Source organism: Streptosporangium sp. NPDC053982 (assembly GCF_055585205.1).
Genome location: NZ_JBVJKQ010000007.1, coordinates 122105 through 140365, shown reverse-complemented (window position 1 = coordinate 140365; position 18261 = coordinate 122105). Strand labels below are relative to the sequence as shown.

Below are 18261 nucleotides of genomic sequence, written 5' to 3'. Positions count from 1 at the left end.
GCGACGCTGCGCGTCGCGGCTCGGGGGCTGGTAACCGGTGTCTTCCCTCGTCGTTCACTCGCTGCGCTCGCTCTCTCCTCAGTCCAGACACCGGCGCCCCCTCGCGGGTCCCGACACCGGCACCCCCTCGCGGGTCCCGACACCGGCGCCCCTGAGCGGGTCCGGAGACCGGGGTCCGTGGGCGGATCCGGACGGCGGGGCCCTGGGCGGGTCCGGATTCCGGTGCTCCTTGTGGCGCGTCACCGTGTGTGAACAGGAAAGAGAACCTTGATCAGGTTGTCGGTTGTGGTGCCGGTGCGGGATGTCGAGCCGTACGTGGCCGACGCGCTGGCCTCCCTCGCCCGGAACGCGCGGCGGGACTTCGAGTTCATCGTGGTGGACGACGGTTCGGCGGACCGGACCGGGCAGATCATCGAGGACTTCCGCGATGACCTGCCCGGTCTGGTCGTGCTGCGCAACGAGACGCCCGTGGGGCTGGCCGACGCCCGCAACCAGGGGGTGTCGCTGGCCTCCGGCCGTTACCTGACGTTCATGGACGGTGACGACTGGCTCGCCCCCGGCTACCTGGCCGATCTGGTGGCGGCGATCGAGGGGCTCGGCTGCGACTTCGTCCGGGTGGACCACGTCCAGGCCGAGGGGCGCAGGAGGGTGGTCCACCGGGCCCCGCTGGCCGTCCGCGGGGTGGTGCTGAAGCCGCGCGAGCACATCCTGCCCCTGGCGTCGCGGACCATGGTGGACTACCCCTACGCCTGGGCGGGGATCTACCGCCGTGACCTGGGTGAGCTGCTGACCTTCCCCGGCCGTCTGCACACCGCCGAGGACCGGCCGTGGATCTGGCGGTTGCACCGGCGGGCGGCGTCCTTCGCGGTGGTGTCGCTGGCCGGGATCTTCTACCGCCGGATGGTGGCGGGCTCGCTGACCCAGGTCGGCGACGCCCGGCAGCTGCACTTCTTCGACGCCTTCGACCTGGTCTTCGCCGATCTGGAGAGGGACGCGGAGGAGGAGTTCGCCGCCAAGGCCGCCCGTACCTTCTGCGCGCTGCTGGTCCACCACCTGGAGCTGGGTGACCGCTTCTCCCCCGAGCTGCGCGCCCGCTTCGAGGCGCGCGGCGTCCAGGCCCTGCGACGGCTGCCCGCCGGTCTGCTGGCCGAGGCGGGAAGCCTGGGTCCCGAGCGCGACGCGGTACTGCGGAAGCTGCTGGAGGAACGATGACGCGGCTGTTCTACGCTTCGACGCTGTTCGGGGCGATGACGCTGGCGGCCGCGATCGACGACGGCCGTTTCGGGCCGCGCGAGGACCGGCGGATCCTGCTGGTCTCCGGCAACGCCGCCGTCCCGGAGGTCATCCCGCCGCTGGACGAGGCTTCCGGGTTCGCCCCGCTGCGCCCGTACTTCGACGAGATCCACTCGTGGAACGAGATCGTGGCCCCGATGCACCCGTCGGACTGGAAGGCGCGCGTCATCGAGGTGCCGATGCTGAGCCGTCTGCTGGCCGCGCGGCTCTCCCTCGGCGACGACCTGCGCGAGCTGGTCCTGGAGTCCGTCGCGGTGCCGCCCGCCCGGACCGTCGCCGCGCTGGTCAGGGACTGCCCGATCACCGTCTACTCCGACGGCCTGATGAGCTACGGCCCCACCCGCGACCCCCTGCCGCTGGAGATCTCCGGGCGGATCACCCGGCTGCTCCACCTCGACCTGGTGCCGGGCCTGACCCCGCTGCTGCTGTCGGAGTACGGCGTGCCCGCCGACGCCCTCCCGGACCGGGCGTTCCTGGACGTGGCGGAGTCGGTGACCTCGGCGGTGGACCCGGCGGCGCCCATGGGGGCGCGGGAGACACCCGGGGCCCCCGAGGACCGGGCGATGATCCTGGGACAGTACCTGTCGGCGCTCGACATCCTCACGGCCGCCGAGGAGGCGGAGCTGCACGCGGACATGCTGCGCGGCGTGGCCGCCCGGGGGTTCGAAACCGTCCTGTTCAAGCCCCATCCGGCCGCCGGGCGGCGGCACGCCCTCCGGCTGCGGGAGACGGCGGCGGAGCTGGGCGTCAGGCTGGAGATCGCCGCGGAGAGCGTCCCCGCCGAGTCGTACTTCGCGGCTCTGCGGCCCGGGCTGGTCGTCGGCTGCTTCTCCACCGCGCTGATCACGGCAAGGAACCATCATGGGCTGCCGGTGGCCGCGATGGGGGGCGAGCGGGTCCTGGAACGGCTCTCGCCCTATGAGAACAGCAACCGGATCCCGGTGACGATCACCGACGCCCTGCTGCCCCGGCTGGCGGCCGACGGGTCGGTGAGCGAGCCGCCGCCGGTGGACCTGCCCGCCCTGGTCCGCGCGGTCGGCTACTGCATGCGGGCCGAGGCCCATCCCGGTCTGCGTGAGGCCGCGTCCGCCTACCTGGACGCCCACGGCCCCGATCGTTACTTCAAGCGTCAGCGGCTGGCCGCCCTGGAACTGCTCACCACTCCGGATCGTACGGGGCCGGGGACGCTCGCCCGGCTCCGGCGGCGCCTGTCACGAACACCCTTGTAAAACCCCAAAATTTGCACATATATGCCTTCTGAGCTGGGATTATCCCCTCCAATCGTCTTGAATGCGGTGCAGGGTCTGCGACGGAAAGGGCGACGAGAGGTAAGAGCATGACGCTGCGGGCACGCAGCACTGCGATCACGGCGCTGTTGACCACCGTGATCGTCGTGCTGGGCTTGGTCGGCCTGCTCATCGTTCTCCGGCAGATGGAGACCGTTGAGGTGCGCGGCCACGCCGCGTCGCTGGCCCGACAGAACGCGATGGCCATTCGGGAGGGTAGGGCGCCCAGCCTGGCGATCGCCGACGACGGGACGGTCATCCAGCTGGTGAGAGGCGGGCGGGTGATCTCCTCCGCACCGGAGTCGGCCGCCGGTCGGCCTCTCACCACGACCCGTCCGGACCCGGGTGATCCGCGCTGGGACGGGACCGTCACCTGGAACAAGCACCGGATGATCATCGTGGGTTCCTCGGTCCCCGGCGGGGCGGTCTACGTCGCGCAGCCGGAACCCGGCCTGTTCTTCGACCCTCCGCGGGTGGCGCTGCTCGGCGTCGCCGGGCTGGCCTGCGTGGGTCTGGTCGCCCTCGCCACCTGGGTGACCACGTCCCAGGCGCTCACCCCGGTACAGCGCATCTGCGCGGAGCTGTGCGACATCACCGCCACCGACCTGAGCCGGCGGGTGCCGGAACCGCGGGGCCCGGAGGAGATCCGGAGGCTGGCGCGGGCCATCAACGACACGCTGGCACGGCTGGAGGAAGCCGTCGGCCGGCAACAGCGGTTCGCCGCCGACGCCTCCCACGAGCTTCGCAGCCCGGTCACGGCCCTGCGGACCCAGCTCGACCTGGCGCTGTCCGATCCCGAACCGGACACCGACGCGACGTTCGAGGGGCTGGACCATTCGATCGACCGGCTCCAGCTGCTGGTGGACGACCTGCTGGCGGTGATCCGGCTGGACGCCGCCGCCCCGCACAACCGTGAGCGGATCGACCTGGGCGAGCTGGTCCGCGCCGAGCTGGACCGCCGCCCCGACGAGATCAGTCGTGACCTGACGGCGGGCGCGCTGGTCGAAGGCGATCCGCTGCAACTGGCCAGGGTGCTGACCAACCTGGTGGACAACGCGCTACGGCACGCCGAACACGAGGTGCAGGTGAAGGTCCGCCCCGACTCCGGGTCGGGACACGCGGTGCTTGAGGTCATCGACGACGGCGGCGGCATCCCGGAGGCCGACCGGGAACGGGTGTTCCAGCGGTTCGTCCGGCTGAAGGAGGGCCGCGAACGCGACGTGAGCGGCAGCGGGCTGGGCCTGCCGATCGCCCGGGAGATCGCCGAGGGCCACGGCGGCACCCTGAGCGTCGCCGACTGCGACCACGGCGCCCGCTTCGTCCTACGCCTCCCCCTCCTGGCCCTGGGAGAAGACCCCGCCCTCAACTCCTCCGAGTCCCCAAAGCCCCAACACGAAGTGTCGCAATAAGCCCGCTCGGGAACGCCGGTGTCCGGGCCCGCCCAGAGACCTTGATGTCCCCCGCCTAGGAACGCCGGTGCCCGGACCCGCTCGGGGGCGCCGGTGTCTGGACTGAGGAGAGAGCGAGCGCAGCGAGTGAACGACGAGGGAAGACACCGGTTACCAGCCCCCGAGCCGCGACGCGCAGCGTCGCCATGAGAACCGCAAGACACCGGATCAAGAGCCCCGAGCCGCGACGCGCAGCGTCGCCATAAAACGGCGCCCGGCGCGCAGCACCCTGGGCGGGACCTCGACGCGCAACCGGGCGCGGCGGCGGGCGGCGGCGTACGCCGGCCCGTCGAGCAGGGAGCGGGCCGGGACCAGGCGTCCCGAGCGGGCCATGCCGACCAGGGTGACCAGGTGGGAGGTCCAGTCGTCCAGCCCGCCGGGGTGGAAGTAGTTGGCGTGGCACCACTCCCCGTCCGGGGTGAGGAAGCGCCCCGCGGCCAGGTCTTCGAGGGTGCCGAGCAGTCCGCTTCCCTCGAAGACGAGGTTGATCGTCTCGGCGCCGACCCCGAAGTCCGACAGCACCAGCAGGGGGACGGAGCAGGCGATCGCCTCCAGCGCGGCGGTCGAGCTGACCGTGACGAACCCCGCCGCGCGGGCGAGGTGGTCGCGCATCGGGCCGGCCTCGAACCGCACCGCGCCGGCGGGGACCGCGTCCCGCCCGGCCAGTTCCTCCCACAGCCGCCGGTAGGGGTGCCGCTCGGCGTGGGTCTGCCGCTCGTCGTCGAGGGCGCGGAGCTTGACCACGACGTCCAGGTCCGGCCGCCGCCCGGCCAGCTCCGCCAGGGACAGCAGGATCCGTTCCCGGTCCTCTCTGCGCCTGGGCACCTTGGCCTGGGCGGCGAACACCACGCGGTCGCGCGGCCCGGCGGGGGGCGGGGCCTGCCCCGCGGGCAGGAACGGCAGCCGGGCCAGGCCGACCGCGCCGCCGCCGCCCAGTCTCCGGCCGAGTTCGGTGAACTCCGCCACCTCCCGGCCGCTGTGCAGGACGAACAGGTCGCAGCCGCTGCGGAACAGCCATGCCTTCTCGGTGGCGGGGACGGAGATGCCGGGCAGCCCGGAGACGAACACCGGCCTGGGCGAGAGGCCGGCGAGCACCTCGCCGACCAGCACGTCGACCACCGGGCCGGTGCAGGCGGCCAGCACCGCGTCGGGCCGCAGCCGTTCGGCCGCCCGGCGCAGCGCCCGCGCCGACAGCACGGGAGGGTCGGCGGCCACCCCGGTGACGGCCGCGCGGATCTGCGCCGGCGAGGGTGCGATGGGGGTACGGATCACCGCGAGCTCCGCCGTACAGCCGCCGGGAAGGCCCGCGAGCAGGTGGGCGGCCCACTTCAGATAGGAATCCGAGTCGGCCACGGCCAGGACCTTCACTTTTTGACTCCGGTGTCGTGAGGAGCGGACATCGACAGGTGTGAGCGGAGGGAGGGCGCCGCCAGGGCGGTCCACCAGTCGTCGGGGACGTCCACCGCCTCCACGGTGACGCCCCGGGGTGCCAGCAGGACACGTAGCGAGGTGACGGCGGTGGACGGCAGGCTGAGCACCCGCTGCCCGGCGTCCAGTCCCCGCAGGGTCATCTCGGCGGGGGCCCCGGCGTCGTAGACGGTGACGCCGGGCTGCGCGCCGATCCGTTCGAGGTCGCCGGGGTCCTCCCGGCGGTGCGGGAAATAGGCCATCGGCCCGGCCGCGCCCACCCCGGCGAGCCAGGTGAGGTAGCGGTCGCGGTGGATCAGGCCGTTGCGCACCAGTGAGGTGCCGAGGACGACCGTGGGCTCCTGCGGCCGGGGCCGGCGCAGTGGCTGCGCGCGCAGCCAGGTGAAGTCGTGGACGACCAGTTCGGCTCCCCTGCCGCGTACGGCGCGCGCCAGGTCGTCCGGGATGGGCATCGCGGTGAAGACCGTCAGCCGGCCCGACCGGGCGGCCGAGCGCAGTCGCAGACCGGCCGCCACGCCGAGGACGGAGCGCGACGGGCCCGCGGTGGCCCGGGCCCGTAGCAGCGGCCTGCCAAGGGGCCCGGCGAGCAGTTCCAGGAGCCTGATCGTGGCCAGCCCGTCGTCGACGACCACGATCCGTCCGGGGAGTGCGGTGAGCCAGCGGGCCTGGACCCGGCCGGAGAAGGCGTCGCCGATCACCCAGGTCATGCCCCGCCGGGGCCTGGGCGGCCCGGGGGCCGGGCCGGCCTGTTCCAGCCCCGGGGGAAGGACGAGGCGGGACAGTTCCCGGCGGGTGGCGGTCAGCGGGCGCGAGCCGGCACGGGGCACCACCCGGACGGGGGCGCCGAGCAGCCCGGCGTGGCAGGCCTCGACCACGCAGAGCAGTTGCAGGGGGGACTCCGCCCAGGCGATGGCCGAAGGCTGTTCCCGCGCGTGGTCCCGCCCCTCCTCCACGCCGGGCGATGACCCGTTCACGATCGCCTCACCGTAACCGTGACGCCTTACGCGGCCGGGAACCGCGGATGAACATCCGAGCACGCGCGCCCGGCGACGTGCCGCCCGGAAAGGCACTGAACAGGTAAAACGATCCCCCTTTAAAAAGATCTACGTTAGGGGGCGCTTCAGCCGGGAAGAATCGTCCGTCGCACCGGGGCGTCGCCGGTCCCGCGGTGCGGAAATCCCTGTGCCGCAAGGGTTTGCGGCTTTTGCGAAAGCCTTTGGCCCGAAGTCGCCGATCTTCGGACCGGGAAGTCGACGATCACCGATATTCGGCGTTTTCCCAAGTCAAGGCAATGCGGGAGCTTGCAATCGGCCTGGAGCAGCACGTACGTTCTACTCGTTCGCGATGAGGACCGAGGTCCACAGACCCATCTCTCGTCGACACATTGCCCGACCGCGCATCATCACGACGGATCACTCCGTCGATGGGCGCGGCCGCCGAATCCGCGGCTCTCGCGGAACCGGGGAACCACTTCATGGGGTGAATCAGCGCGTTCGCGCGCCGTAGGGCACTTCCCAGCCCGAACCCGTCAGCTAACCCGGTAGGCGGCATGGAAGCGACGCAAGGAGCCGAACTCTCCCATGGCCAAGAACCGCCTCACCCCCGGGAAGCACAGCCTGGTCCGCGCCCTCGTGGGCGCGTCCATCGTCCTCGCCGGCGGTGCCGTGACCACCGTTCCCGCCCTCGCCGACAACCACGCCTCCGGCCCGCAGGCCGGGTCGGTCACCGAGAACGCCGCGGCCTCGTCCGAGACCCAGGCCCAGAACCTGCCCAAGGTCAGCGCCCAGCAGGTCCTCGACATCGCCGCCCAGCAGATCGGCGTCTCGGAGAACGCCTACGGCGGCGGCACCAAGTTCCATGCCTGGTACCTCGCCAGCGAGCGCGCGAAGGAGACCGTCGCCCGCGACGGCGGCAGGATCCAGGACTACGCCAACGCCCCCTGGTGCGCGATGTTCGTCTCCTGGGTCGGCGAGCAGGCCGGCATCCGGCCCACCATGGGCTGGGACGCCTACACCGTCAGCTACGCCAAGTGGTTCGCCGACAACGGACGCTGGGGTCAGACCCCGAAGCCCGGCGCCGTGGTCTTCTTCGACTGGGGCGGCAGCAAGGACATCGACGCCATCGACCACGTGGGTCTCGTCAAGAAGGACAACGGCGACGGCACGATCACCACGATCGAGGGCAACACCGGCAACGGCAAGGTCGAGGAGCGTGTCCGGCCGGTCGCCCAGGTCGACGGCTACGGATACCCGGTCTACAACGGCTGACGGACGACTCCGGTCTTCCGTTCCCCTCTCCCCTTCCCCTCGTCCGCTCCCGTCCCTCCGGGAGCGGCGAGGACCGGCGGCGGACTACGGCCGACGGACGGCGACCCGGCACGACCGGGTCGCCGTTTCGGCTTTCCGGCCGGGACCTTATCGCCGCGAGGAAGGTCCGGACGATCCCTGATGCACTGGATGATCCCGGTTGGTGAGCGTTCGCCGCGTCGTGTCATGTTGGGGTGGGAGCGCTCCCAAGCGCCCGATCGCACAGTTTGTCACCTTAACGACTGTTCGCCGAGCTGAAACACCCGCGATGTAACGGTTACGTTTCGGCATATTGACGCGCCGGTTGCCCATCGTCCAGTCTTCGTGGGAGCGCTCCCAAAAGCTGCCCGCGCGCAACCCATCGCCGATCGCGTTCGTCGGGGGCCGGTTCGCGATGTCACCTCCCAATCGATTCGGGCGACCACCTGAGAGGGGTCCGGAATGTTGAACACCAAGCGGCACGGCAAGCTCGCCGCCGTCGTGGTGATGACCGCCGCAGCACTGGCGGTCACCTCCTGTAGTTCGAGTGAGCCCGCCAAGAACACGGCCGCCTCGGGCGGCTCGGCCTCCGAGCCGGTGACCATCACCGTGCAGACCTTCGGCGGCGGCGCGAACTTCGGCTACAAGAAGGCCGTCGAGACCTGGAACGCGTCACACCCGAACATCCAGATCAAGCACGAGAACCCGACCGACCGGTTCGAGGACGTCTTCCTGCCCCAGCTCCTGCAGCGTCTGCAGGCCGGCAGCGGCGCGGCCGACGTGGTCGGCATCGACGAGGGCGCGATGGGCCTCATGAAGGCCCGCCCGCAGTTCTTCGTCGACCTCGCCGAATACGGCCTGGACAAGCGCAAGAGCGACTTCCCCGCCGCCAAGTGGGAGAACGGCATCAACAAGGACGGCAAGCTCTTCGCCCTCGGCACCGACATCGGCGGCATGGCGATGTGCTACCGCAAGGACCTGTTCGAGAAGGCCGGCCTCCCCGGTGAGCGCGACGAGGTCAGCAAGCTCTGGCCGGACTGGAACGCCTTCATGGAGGTCGGCAAGAAGTTCCAGGCCGCCAACACCGCCAAGGGCGACCCGAAGTTCCTCGACGGTCCCAACACCCTCTACAACGTGGTCCTGTCGCAGGAGGCGCCGAAGAACGGCAACGTCGCCTACTTCGACAAGAACAACCAGCTCATCCTGGAGTCGAACCCGGCCATCAAGACCGCGTTCGAGACGGTGAAGAGCTTCAGCCAGGCGGGCATGACCGCCAAGCTCGCCTCCTTCACCCCGCCGTGGAACGCCGCGCTGAAGAAGGGCGGCTTCGCCGTCATGGGCTGCCCGGCCTGGATGGTCGGTGTGATCAAGGACAACTCCGGCGAGGGCAACTCGGGCAAGTGGGACGTGGCCGGTGTTCCCGGCGGCGCCGGCAACTGGGGCGGCTCCTACCTGGCGATCACCAAGCAGAGCAAGCACCCCAAGGAGGCCGCCGAGGTCGTGAACTACCTCACCGGCAAGGAGGGCCACGTCATGGCCTTCCAGGAGGCCAATGCCTTCCCCAGCTCCATCACCGCCCAGGAGGACCCGGCGGTCAAGGACCTGAAGAGCGACTACTTCAACAACGCTCCCACCGGCCAGATCTTCGGCGACTCGGTCAAGGACCTGCAGCCGGTCTTCCTGGGTGAGAAGCACGCCCAGGTGAAGACCTCGGTGGAGAAGGTGCTGGAGGGCATGGACCAGGGCTCGGTGCCCTACGACCAGGCGTGGCAGAAGTTCGTCGAGGCCGGCGTCAAGGCCGCGGGCTGACCCCCGTCCCGATCGGCACGGCCCGGCGGCGGTGATCCCGCCGCCGGGCCGGTCGCCTGCCCACCGCTGAAAGGCTACCGATGACCCTGCACGTCGACACCCCGGCGCCGGCCCGGCCACGGTCCCCGCGCCGATCCCCCGGACACCGCGGCTCGGGACGCGGCGGAGGGCTCGCCAGGTTCGACCTCCGGGCGACCCCGTACTTCCTCGTCTCCCCGTACTTCCTGCTCTTCGCCGTCTTCGGCGTCTTCCCGCTCGGCTACACCCTCTGGGTCTCCCTCTACGACTGGGAACTCGCCGGTGACAAGTCGTTCGTCGGGTTCGAGAACTACATCTCCCTGATCACCGACGCGGCCTTCTGGAACGCGGTGGTCAACACCCTCGCGATGTTCGTCATCTCGACGGTTCCCCAGCTCGTCCTCGCGCTCATCCTCGCCAACGCGCTCAACAAGCGCATCCGGGGCCGGCTCTTCTTCCGCCTCGGCGTGCTGCTGCCGATGATCACCTCCGTCGTCGCCGTCGCCGTCGTCTTCACCCAGCTCTACGGGCGCGACTACGGAATGATCAACTGGTTCCTCGGCCTGTTCGGGGTCGACGCGATCAACTGGCAGAACGAGAGCTGGACGGCGTGGATCGCGATCTCCACGATGGTCGACTGGCGCTGGACCGGCTACAACGCGATCATCCTGCTCGCCGCGATGCAGACCATCCCCAAGGACCTCTACGAGGCCGCCGCCCTCGACGGCGCGTCGGCCCGCCGGCAGTTCTGGCAGATCACCATCCCGATGCTGCGCCCGACGATCATCTTCATCGTCTTCATCTCCACCATCGGCGGACTAACGCTCTTCACCGAGCCCGTCCTGTTCGACGGCAACCCCACCATGGCGGGCGGCGCCACCGGCCAGTACCAGACGGTGGCGATGTTCATCGTCAAGGAGGCGTTCCGCGACTTCGACTTCGGCTACGCGGCCGCCGCGGCGTGGCTGCTGTTCGCGCTGATCCTCATCGGCACCCTCATCAACTACTCCTTCACCCGCCGCATCGGGGGTAACAAATGACGGCGATCCACGCCCGGAGCCGCCCGGCGAGAACCGGGTCCGCGCCGAACAGCATCTGGGACGCGACCCCGCTGACGAAGGTCGTCCTGGCCCTCGCGCTCGTGGTGTCGGCCTTCCCGATCTACTACATGTTCATCATGGCGACGCGGACGAACGACGACGCCAGCGAGGTGCCCCCGCCGCTGCTGCCCAGCGGCCGCCTCGGTGAGAACGTCGAGCGGCTGCTGAACACCGAGGACGCCCACTTCCTCCTCGGTCTGACCAACTCGGCGATCATCGCGGTCACCGTGACCGTCTCGGTCGTGCTCATCTCCACCCTGGCCGGTTTCGCCTTCGCCAAGCTCCGCTTCAAGGGCGGCAAGATCCTGCTCGGCCTGATCCTGGTGACGATGATGGTGCCGCTCCAGCAGATGGGTGTGGTGCCGCTGTACCAGCTCATGGTCGACCTCGGCTGGACCGGCCAGATCAAGGCGGTGATCCTGCCGTTCCTCGTCAACGGCTTCGGCGTCTTCATGATGACCCAGTACACCCAGCAGGCGGTGCCCGACGAGCTCGTCGAGGCGGCCCGGGTCGACGGCGCCTCCACCATGCGGATCTACGCCAACGTCATCCTGCCCGCGCTGCGGCCCGGCATGGCGGTGCTCGCCCTCCTGGTCTTCATGCAGACCTGGAACGAGTTCATGTGGCCGCTGATCGTGCTGACCCCCGACAACCCGGTGGTGCAGACCTCGATCGCCGCGCTCAACCAGGCCCACGGCACCGACTACGTCATGCTCTTCACCGGCACGGCGGTCTCGGTCCTCCCCCTGTTCATCGTCTTCGTCGCGTTCGGTCGTCAGATCGTCGGCGGCCTCATGGAAGGTGCGGTCAAGGCGTGACCACGCAAGAGACACGGCTACAGGCCGCGGAACTGCTGTTCCCGACGGACTTCGTCTGGGGGGCGGCCACCTCCGCCTACCAGATCGAGGGGGCCCTCGAAGAGGACGGGCGCGGCCGGTCCATCTGGGACACCTTCATCCGCCAGCCCGGCCGGATCGTCAACGGCGAGAACGCCGACGTGGCGATCGACCACTACCACCGCTACCGCGACGACGTGCGGCTGATGGCCGACCTCGGCCTCGGCGCCTACCGCTTCTCCATCTCCTGGCCGCGGATCCAGCCCGACGGCTCCGGCCCGATCAACCCCAGGGGCCTCGACTTCTACAGCCGCCTGGTCGACGAGCTGCTGGAGCGGGGCGTGGACCCGTGGGTGACGCTCTACCACTGGGACCTGCCCCAGGCTCTGGAGGACGCGGGCGGCTGGCCGTCGCGGGAGACGTCGAAGCGCTTCGCCGACTACGCGGCGGCCGTGCACGACGCCCTCGGTGACCGGGTGCGCAACTGGAGCACGGTCAACGAGCCCTGGTGCGCGGCCTTCCTCGGCTACGCCTCCGGCGAGCACGCCCCGGGACGGCGCGAACCGGCCCAGGCGGTGCGGGCCGCCCACCACCTGCTGCTCGCGCACGGCCTGGCCACCCAGGCCATGCGGGCCCAGCGGTCCGACAGCAGGATCGGCGGCTGCGTCAACCTCTACGCGATCTCCCCGCAGACCGAGTCCGAGGCCGACCGGGACGCCGCCCGCCGCATCGACGGCCTGCAGAACCGCTTCTTCCTGGACGCGCTGCTCAAGGGCGCCTACCCCGAGGACGTGCTGATCGACCTCGACGGGATGGCGGACTTCACCGAGGACGGGGACATGGAGATCGTCTCCACCCCGATCGACATGCTGCTGGTCAACTACTACAGCCGCTTCACCGTCTCCGGCGTCCCCGGCGGCGCGGCGTCGGCGGCGGCGGCGCCGACCGACAGCGGCTCGCCCTGGGTCGGCAGCGAGGCCGTGTCGTTCGTCCAGGCGGGCCGGCCGGTCACCGCCATGGGCTGGGAGATCGACCACACCGGTCTGCAGGAGATCCTGCTGCGGCTGGCCCGGGAGTACCCGAGCGTGCCGCTGGTCATCTCCGAGAACGGCGCCGCCTTCGAGGACGTCGTGGGCGACGACGGCGTGGTCCACGACCGCGAGCGGGTGGACTACATCGAGTCGCACCTGCGCACCTGCCACGAGGCGATCGAGGCGGGGGTGCCGTTGAAGGGCTACTTCGCCTGGTCCCTGATGGACAACTTCGAGTGGGCGTGGGGATACGACAAGCGATTCGGCCTGGTCCGCGTCGACTATGCGACCCAGGAGCGTATTCCCAAGGAGAGTGCTCTCTGGTATGCCGGGACCATCAGGCGCGGAGGCCTGAACGGTCCGGCAGAATAAGGGGCCGGCGAATCATTCATGGGGGCAGGCAACATGAACGGCGACCGTCGTCCGACGCTTGAGGCGGTCGCGGCACTGGCCGGTGTCGGCCGCGGCACCGTGTCACGGGTCATCAACGGCTCACCCAAGGTGAGCGAGAAGGCTCGTGAGGCGGTGCAGCAGGCCATCGAGGAACTGGGGTACGTCCCCAACCGGGCGGCTCGCGCACTGGTCACCCGGCGCACCGACACGGTCGCGCTGGTGGTCTCGGAGTCGGAGTTCCGCGTCTTCGACGAACCCTACTTCGCCGGGACCATCCGCGGCATCGGCTCGGCGCTATCCGAGACCGGTCTGCAACTTATCCTCGCGATGGCGCAGTCGAAGCAGGAGCACGAGCGGCTGGAGCACTACCTCACCGGCCAGCACGTCGACGGGGTGTTGCTGATCTCGCTGCACGGCGCCGACCCGCTGCCCGAACGCCTGGAGGCGATGGGCGTGCCGACCGTCATCGGCGGCCGCCCCGTCGGCCTGACCCCGTACAGCTACGTCGACGTCGACAACCGGGCCGGAGCCCGGCAGGCGGTCAAGTACCTGCTGGGCAAGGGCCGTTCCAGGATCGCCACCATCGCCGGTCCGCAGGACATGGGTGTGGGCGTCGACCGGCTCGCCGGCTACCGCGACGCCCTGCTGGCCACCGGCCTGCCGGAGATCGTGGCCTACGGCGACTTCAGTGAGGAGAGCGGCATGGAGGCGACGATCCGCCTGCTGGCCGACCACCCCGATCTGGACGCCGTGTTCACCGCCTCCGACCCGATGGCCCTGGGGGCCATGCGGGTGCTGCGTGAGGAGGGCAGGGCGGTCCCGTCGGACGTGGCGGTGATCGGATTCGACGACTCCGCCGCCGGCGCGCACTCCTCCCCCACGCTCACCAGCGTCCACCAGCCGACGGAGGCGATGGGCCGGCAGATGGCCCACCTCCTCGTCGCCCGCATCAACGGCGAACGCCTGGAACAGCCCGTCGTGATACTGGACACCCACCTGGTCGAGCGCGACTCGGCCTGAGCGTCCCGGCGGGCCTTCCTCCTCTCGTCTCCTCTCGTCTCCTTTCGACGACGCGTCATCGTGGGCGGCGTCCCACGCGCAGAAGGTTTTCCACCGGACACGTCCGCCGGGCCCCCGGGCCCGGCGTCAACGCGTGGAGGTCTGATGACTCTGCGATTCAACCTGCTGGGCCCGCTTCAGCAAACCATTTGTGAGGAGCTCCGGTCCTTCAGGGCCGGGAGGAATCGCATACGTCGCCGCACGGGCCGGACCGAGCGGGCACGCTTCACAGCGTGAAGTTCGTCGTGCAGGTCCGGCTGTTCCCCACGCCCGCCCAGGAGGCGGCGCTGGCGGACACGCTGCGCCTGTGCAACGAAGCGGCCAACCTCGTCTCCCGCACCGCATGGCAGACCGAGGTGTTCGGCAACTACGACCTGCGCAAGCACACCTACGGCCGCCTCAAGGACATGGGCCTGTCGGCCCAGCCCGCCCAGCACGTCATCAAGAAGGTCGCCGACGCTTATGCGACGGTGAAGGCCCAGGTGAAAGCGAAGCTGCGCAAGCCCCTGGCCACGCCGGTCGCCTTCCGCCCCGACGCGGCGCAGCCGTTCGACGACCGGTGCCTGTCCTGGCAGGCCGAAGATCGCACCGTGAGCATCTGGACCACCGGCGGCCGGATGAAGGGCGTGGCGTTCGGCTGCTCCGACGAACAGGCCCGCGCGCTGATCGCCTACCGCAGAGGCGAATCCGACCTCATCCACCGCGACGGCCTGTGGCTGCTGACGGCCACCTGCGACGTCCCCGACGTCGACGTCACCGAACCCGACGCCTTCCTCGGCGTCGACCTCGGCATCGCCAACATCGCCACCACCAGCGACGGCACCCGCCACTGCGGGAAAGCACCTGAACGCCGTGCGACACCGCAACCGGGAGCTGCGCCGCCGCCTGCAGGCCAGGCAGACCAAGTCCGCCAAGCGGCTGCTCAAGCGGCGCCGCCGCAAGGAGGCCCGCTTCGCCCGCGACGTCAACCACGTCATCTCCAAGACCATCGTGACCGAGGCGCAACGCACCGGGCAAGGGATCGCCCTGGAAGACCTCCAGGGCATCCGCGACCGGGTACGGCTCCGCAGGCCCCAGCGGGTCACGCTGCACTCCTGGAGCTTCCACCAGCTGGGAGGCTTCATCGCCTACAAAGCCGCCCGGAGCGGGGTCGCCGTGATGCACGTCGACCCCGTTTACACCTCCCAAGGGTGTTCGGTCTGCGGGCACACCGACCGGCGCAACCGGCCGGACCAGGAAACCTTCTCCTGCACGTCGTGCGGCTTCGCTGAGCACGCCGACGTCAACGCGGCCCGCAACATCGCCTCGCGCGGCGTTGCGGGCTGGGCCGCCGTCAGCCGGCCGCACGCGGCCTGAACCGTCGAACCCATCGACGGTGAGGAGCTGCAAGCTCGGTCCTTCAGGGCCGAGAAGCTGACATACGCCACTCCGGCCGCCCCGGCGGCCAGGACCGATCGGATACACGCGGGCGTGTATCCGTCCGGTGATCACCGGCCGTTGACCGCCGCCGCGGCTGTCCCTAACGTTGGACCGTCATGGGAGCGCTCCCATCCATGTTGCGACGGTCCCGGCGGTGGCCGGGCTGCGAAAATGGGGCAGGGCGTCCGCACCGCCCGCCCGACCGAAAGGATCTCCCCTTGTCCCGGCAGTTCACCCTCCGCAGCGGCACCCTGCACGCCGAGATCACCGAGCGGTCCGCCGCCCTGCGCGTCCTCCGCGACGGCGAGCGCGACCTCGTGGTCTCCTGGCCCGCGGACGGGCCGATCCCCTACTACAGCGGCACCCTCCTCGCCCCCTGGCCCAACCGCGTCGGAGGCGCCCGCTACACCTTCGAAGGCGAGGAGCACCGGCTGCCGGTGAACGAGGAGGACCGCGGCAACGCCCTGCACGGGCTGGTCGCCGAGGCCGACTGGAAGGCGGTGGAGTGGCTGTCGGTGGAGGACGAGCACGGGTTCGTCCGGCTCGCCCACACGATCACCCCCACCCCCGGCTACCCGTTCACCGTCGCCCTGGAGGTGCGTTACTCGCTGGCCCCCGGCGGGCTGACCACCACGCTGACCGCCGAGAACACCGGCGACGCCGCCGCCCCCTACGGCTGCGGCCCGCACCCGTGGCTGCTGGCGGGCGACGACGTCGAGCGGTACGAGCTGCACGTACCCGCCGGCAGGGTGCTGCTGGTGGACGACCGGCTGCTGCCGCGCGCGCTGGAGGACGTCTCCGGCACGCCGTACGACTTCACGGTCCCGCGCGTGGTGGGCGACACCGCCGTGGACCACGCCTTCACCGGCCTCACCGCCGATGACTCCGGTCAGGCCACGGTACGGCTGCGCGGCCCCGAGGGCGGGGTCGAGGTGCGCTGGGACGCCTCCGTGCTGCCCTGGGTGCAGGTGTGCACCGGCACCGGCCTCGGCCACCGCGGGCTGGCGGTCGAGCCGATGACCTGCCCGCCCGACGCCTTCAACTCCGGCACCGACCTGATCGTGCTGCGGCCCGGCGAGAAGGCCGAGACCTCCTGGACCATCTCCCCCTGCTGAGGCGGCGTCATGGAAAGCAGAACCAAGCGGCGGCTCACCGGAGCCGACCTCGACGCGCTGGCCCGGCGGACGCTGGGCTCCGGGGTCACCGCCTCCACGGAGCTGACCGACGGCTACGCCAACGCCGTGTGGCGGCTGACTCTGCGCGACGGACGCGAGGTGATCCTGAAGACGGCGCCTCCCCCCGAGATGGAGCAGCTCGGCTACGAACGCCGCCTGCTGCGCACCGAGGCCATGGTCTACCGTCTGGCCGGACCGGCCGGGGTGCCGTGCGCCGAGCTGCTGGCGGCCGACCTGGACGATCCGGTGCTGGGCGGCGACCACCTGTTCCTCTCGGCCCTCGACGGGGTGCCGTGGAACCATGCCGGCCTCGGGGAGACGGACGAGCGGGCGGTGCGCCGGGAGCTCGGCGGCCTGCTGGCCCGGCTGAACGCGGTCACCGGTGACGTCTACGGCTACCCGTACGCCGGCCTGACCGGCGCCACCTGGCGGGAGGCGTTCCTGACGATGACCGGCGCCGTCCTCGCGGACGCGCACCGCTACGCGACGTCGCTGCCCAGGCCCGCCGGGGAGATCTCCGGGGTGATCGCGGCGAACGCCGGCGCGCTGGACGAGGTGACCGAGCCCCGCCTGGTCCACTTCGACGTCTGGCCGGGCAACGTCTTCCTGACGACCGCCGGAGGCCGTCCCCGCATCCAGGCGCTCATCGACCACGAGCGGGCGTTCTGGGGCGATCCGCTGGCCGAGTTCGTCACCCCGACCATCTTCGGGGAGCTGGAGGAGTCGGACGAGATCGTGGCGGGTTACCGGGATGCAGGCGGAACGGTCGCGTTCACCGACGCCGCGCGCACCCGGATCACCCTCTACCGCCTCTACCTCGCCCTGATCCTGCTCGTGGAGGAGGGGCCCCGGCAGTATCCCGAGGAGGAGTACGCCCCGCTCCGCGCCCAGGCGGCCGCTGAGCTGACCGGGGCCCTGGACGCGCTCTCCGGCCGGTCCCCGTCCGCCGTGACCGCCTGACCGCCTGAGCGCCTGAGCGCCTAGGAGCGGCGGTCGCGGGCGAGGCGGAACATCTCCGACTCCATGCCGAAGAAGCGCGTGGTACGGCCCTGCGGGGTCATCCCGAGCCGCCGGCAGACGGCCATGGAGGCGTCGTTGTCCGGCTTGACCAGCGCGTACACCTCTTCCAGCCCGGAGGCGAACCCGCGCTCGACCGCGCCCCGGGCCGCCTCGGTGGCGTAGCCGTTGCCCCAGGAGTCGGGGTGGAGGTGCCAGCCCACCTCGACCTCCCCGTCGCCGCCGGGGATCGGCCGGAACAGCACGGTCCCGGCGGCCACCCCGGTGTCACGGACCTCGACCGCCCAGGAGCCGAACCTGCGGTCCCGCTCGTGGAAGGCGTGCCAGCCGTCCACCGCGGGGGCCGCCTCGAAGGTGAAGGGCGGCAGCCAGCGGAGGACCTCCGGCCGGGTGTAGATGTCGGTCATCCGGTCGAGGTCGGCCGGGTCGTGAGTCCACTCGCGGACGATGAGCCGCTCGGTCGCGTAAACAGTCATTCCGGATTTCTATCGCGGCCGGGACGCCGGGTACGTCCCCCGGGAGGACGACCGCACAGCCGCACGGCCGCACGGAGTCGGCGGGTCGGCGGGTCGGCGGGTCGGCGGGTCGGCGGGTCGGCGGGTCGGCGGGTCGGCGGGTCGGCGGGTCGGCGGGTCGGCGGGTCGGCGGGTCGGCGGGTCGGCGG

Annotated in this window: 16 protein-coding genes and 1 riboswitch; of the genes, 12 read left to right on the top strand and 4 right to left on the bottom strand. The window is 70.9% G+C overall.

The annotated features are described in order from the left end of the window. Window positions 1–285: 285 nt before the first annotated feature. From ACZ6W9_RS14270 to ACZ6W9_RS14260, 3 genes are all read left to right on the top strand, one after another. Window positions 286–1212, top strand: coding sequence for a glycosyltransferase family 2 protein (locus ACZ6W9_RS14270; RefSeq protein WP_389963571.1), 927 nt, complete (start codon window positions 286–288; stop codon window positions 1210–1212). Further along, window positions 1209–2522, top strand: coding sequence for a polysialyltransferase family glycosyltransferase (locus tag ACZ6W9_RS14265; protein ID WP_389963032.1), 1314 nt, complete (start codon window positions 1209–1211; stop codon window positions 2520–2522). The genes ACZ6W9_RS14270 and ACZ6W9_RS14265 overlap by 4 nt, the downstream gene beginning before the upstream one ends. Before the next feature lie 107 nt (window positions 2523–2629). After that, a complete protein-coding gene (locus tag ACZ6W9_RS14260) occupies window positions 2630–3988 on the top strand; it encodes a sensor histidine kinase (RefSeq protein WP_470118043.1) in 1359 nt (452 codons plus the stop codon). 207 nt (window positions 3989–4195) lie between these two features. Here ACZ6W9_RS14260 and ACZ6W9_RS14255 read toward each other — a convergent pair whose 3' ends face one another. Both ACZ6W9_RS14255 and ACZ6W9_RS14250 read right to left on the bottom strand, forming a co-directional pair. Continuing rightward, window positions 4196–5380 (bottom strand): DUF6716 putative glycosyltransferase, encoded by a 1185-nt coding sequence (locus tag ACZ6W9_RS14255; RefSeq protein ID WP_470118041.1) that lies wholly within the window; start codon window positions 5378–5380, stop codon window positions 4196–4198. 11 nt (window positions 5381–5391) lie between these two features. Further along, window positions 5392–6429: a hypothetical protein gene (locus tag ACZ6W9_RS14250; RefSeq protein WP_470118039.1), complete on the bottom strand. Its 1038-nt coding sequence runs from the start codon at window positions 6427–6429 to the stop codon at window positions 5392–5394. A 450-nt stretch (window positions 6430–6879) separates the two neighbouring features. After that, window positions 6880–7017: riboswitch (cyclic di-AMP (ydaO/yuaA leader) on the top strand. Between the two features lie 18 nt (window positions 7018–7035). On the opposite strand from ACZ6W9_RS14250, the gene ACZ6W9_RS14245 reads away from it, so the two are divergent. The 6 genes from ACZ6W9_RS14245 (at window position 7036) to ACZ6W9_RS14220 (ending at window position 13947) form a co-directional block, all read left to right on the top strand. Further along, on the top strand, window positions 7036–7722 hold the full coding sequence (locus ACZ6W9_RS14245; RefSeq protein WP_389963019.1) for a CHAP domain-containing protein: 687 nt from the start codon (window positions 7036–7038) through the stop codon (window positions 7720–7722). Window positions 7723–8202: 480 nt separating this feature from the next. Continuing rightward, window positions 8203–9549, top strand: coding sequence for an ABC transporter substrate-binding protein (locus ACZ6W9_RS14240; protein WP_389963016.1), 1347 nt, complete (start codon window positions 8203–8205; stop codon window positions 9547–9549). Between the two features lie 80 nt (window positions 9550–9629). Beyond that, window positions 9630–10607 carry a carbohydrate ABC transporter permease gene (locus ACZ6W9_RS14235; protein WP_389963013.1) on the top strand — a complete coding sequence of 326 codons (978 nt, stop codon included), beginning with the start codon at window positions 9630–9632 and terminating at the stop codon, window positions 10605–10607. Continuing rightward, window positions 10604–11485: a carbohydrate ABC transporter permease gene (locus ACZ6W9_RS14230; RefSeq protein ID WP_389963010.1), complete on the top strand. Its 882-nt coding sequence runs from the start codon at window positions 10604–10606 to the stop codon at window positions 11483–11485. Before ACZ6W9_RS14235 ends, ACZ6W9_RS14230 begins: the two co-directional genes overlap by 4 nt. Next, entirely contained in the window at window positions 11482–12906 is a 1425-nt protein-coding gene (locus ACZ6W9_RS14225; protein WP_362944278.1) for a GH1 family beta-glucosidase, read from the top strand. Before ACZ6W9_RS14230 ends, ACZ6W9_RS14225 begins: the two co-directional genes overlap by 4 nt. Before the next feature lie 33 nt (window positions 12907–12939). Beyond that, window positions 12940–13947, top strand: coding sequence for a LacI family DNA-binding transcriptional regulator (locus tag ACZ6W9_RS14220; RefSeq protein ID WP_389963565.1), 1008 nt, complete (start codon window positions 12940–12942; stop codon window positions 13945–13947). Between the two features lie 176 nt (window positions 13948–14123). On the opposite strand, the gene ACZ6W9_RS14215 is transcribed toward ACZ6W9_RS14220, so the two are convergent. After that, the gene (locus ACZ6W9_RS14215; RefSeq protein WP_470118036.1) at window positions 14124–14816 is read right to left on the bottom strand and encodes a hypothetical protein; all 693 of its coding nucleotides are present in this window, start codon (window positions 14814–14816) and stop codon (window positions 14124–14126) included. Between the two features lie 22 nt (window positions 14817–14838). Between ACZ6W9_RS14215 and ACZ6W9_RS14210 the strand changes: the two genes are divergently transcribed. The 3 genes from ACZ6W9_RS14210 (at window position 14839) to ACZ6W9_RS14200 (ending at window position 17540) form a co-directional block, all read left to right on the top strand. Beyond that, window positions 14839–15342: an RNA-guided endonuclease InsQ/TnpB family protein gene (locus tag ACZ6W9_RS14210; RefSeq protein WP_389963004.1), complete on the top strand. Its 504-nt coding sequence runs from the start codon at window positions 14839–14841 to the stop codon at window positions 15340–15342. 281 nt (window positions 15343–15623) lie between these two features. Then, entirely contained in the window at window positions 15624–16520 is an 897-nt protein-coding gene (locus tag ACZ6W9_RS14205) for an aldose 1-epimerase family protein (protein WP_470118033.1), read from the top strand. Window positions 16521–16529: 9 nt separating this feature from the next. Then, window positions 16530–17540, top strand: a complete 1011-nt coding sequence (locus ACZ6W9_RS14200) for a phosphotransferase family protein (protein ID WP_389962998.1) — start codon at window positions 16530–16532, stop codon at window positions 17538–17540. Window positions 17541–17560: 20 nt separating this feature from the next. Here the strand turns inward: ACZ6W9_RS14200 and ACZ6W9_RS14195 are convergent, their stop codons facing one another. Beyond that, entirely contained in the window at window positions 17561–18073 is a 513-nt protein-coding gene (locus tag ACZ6W9_RS14195; protein ID WP_389962995.1) for a GNAT family N-acetyltransferase, read from the bottom strand. Window positions 18074–18261: the final 188 nt, after the last annotated feature.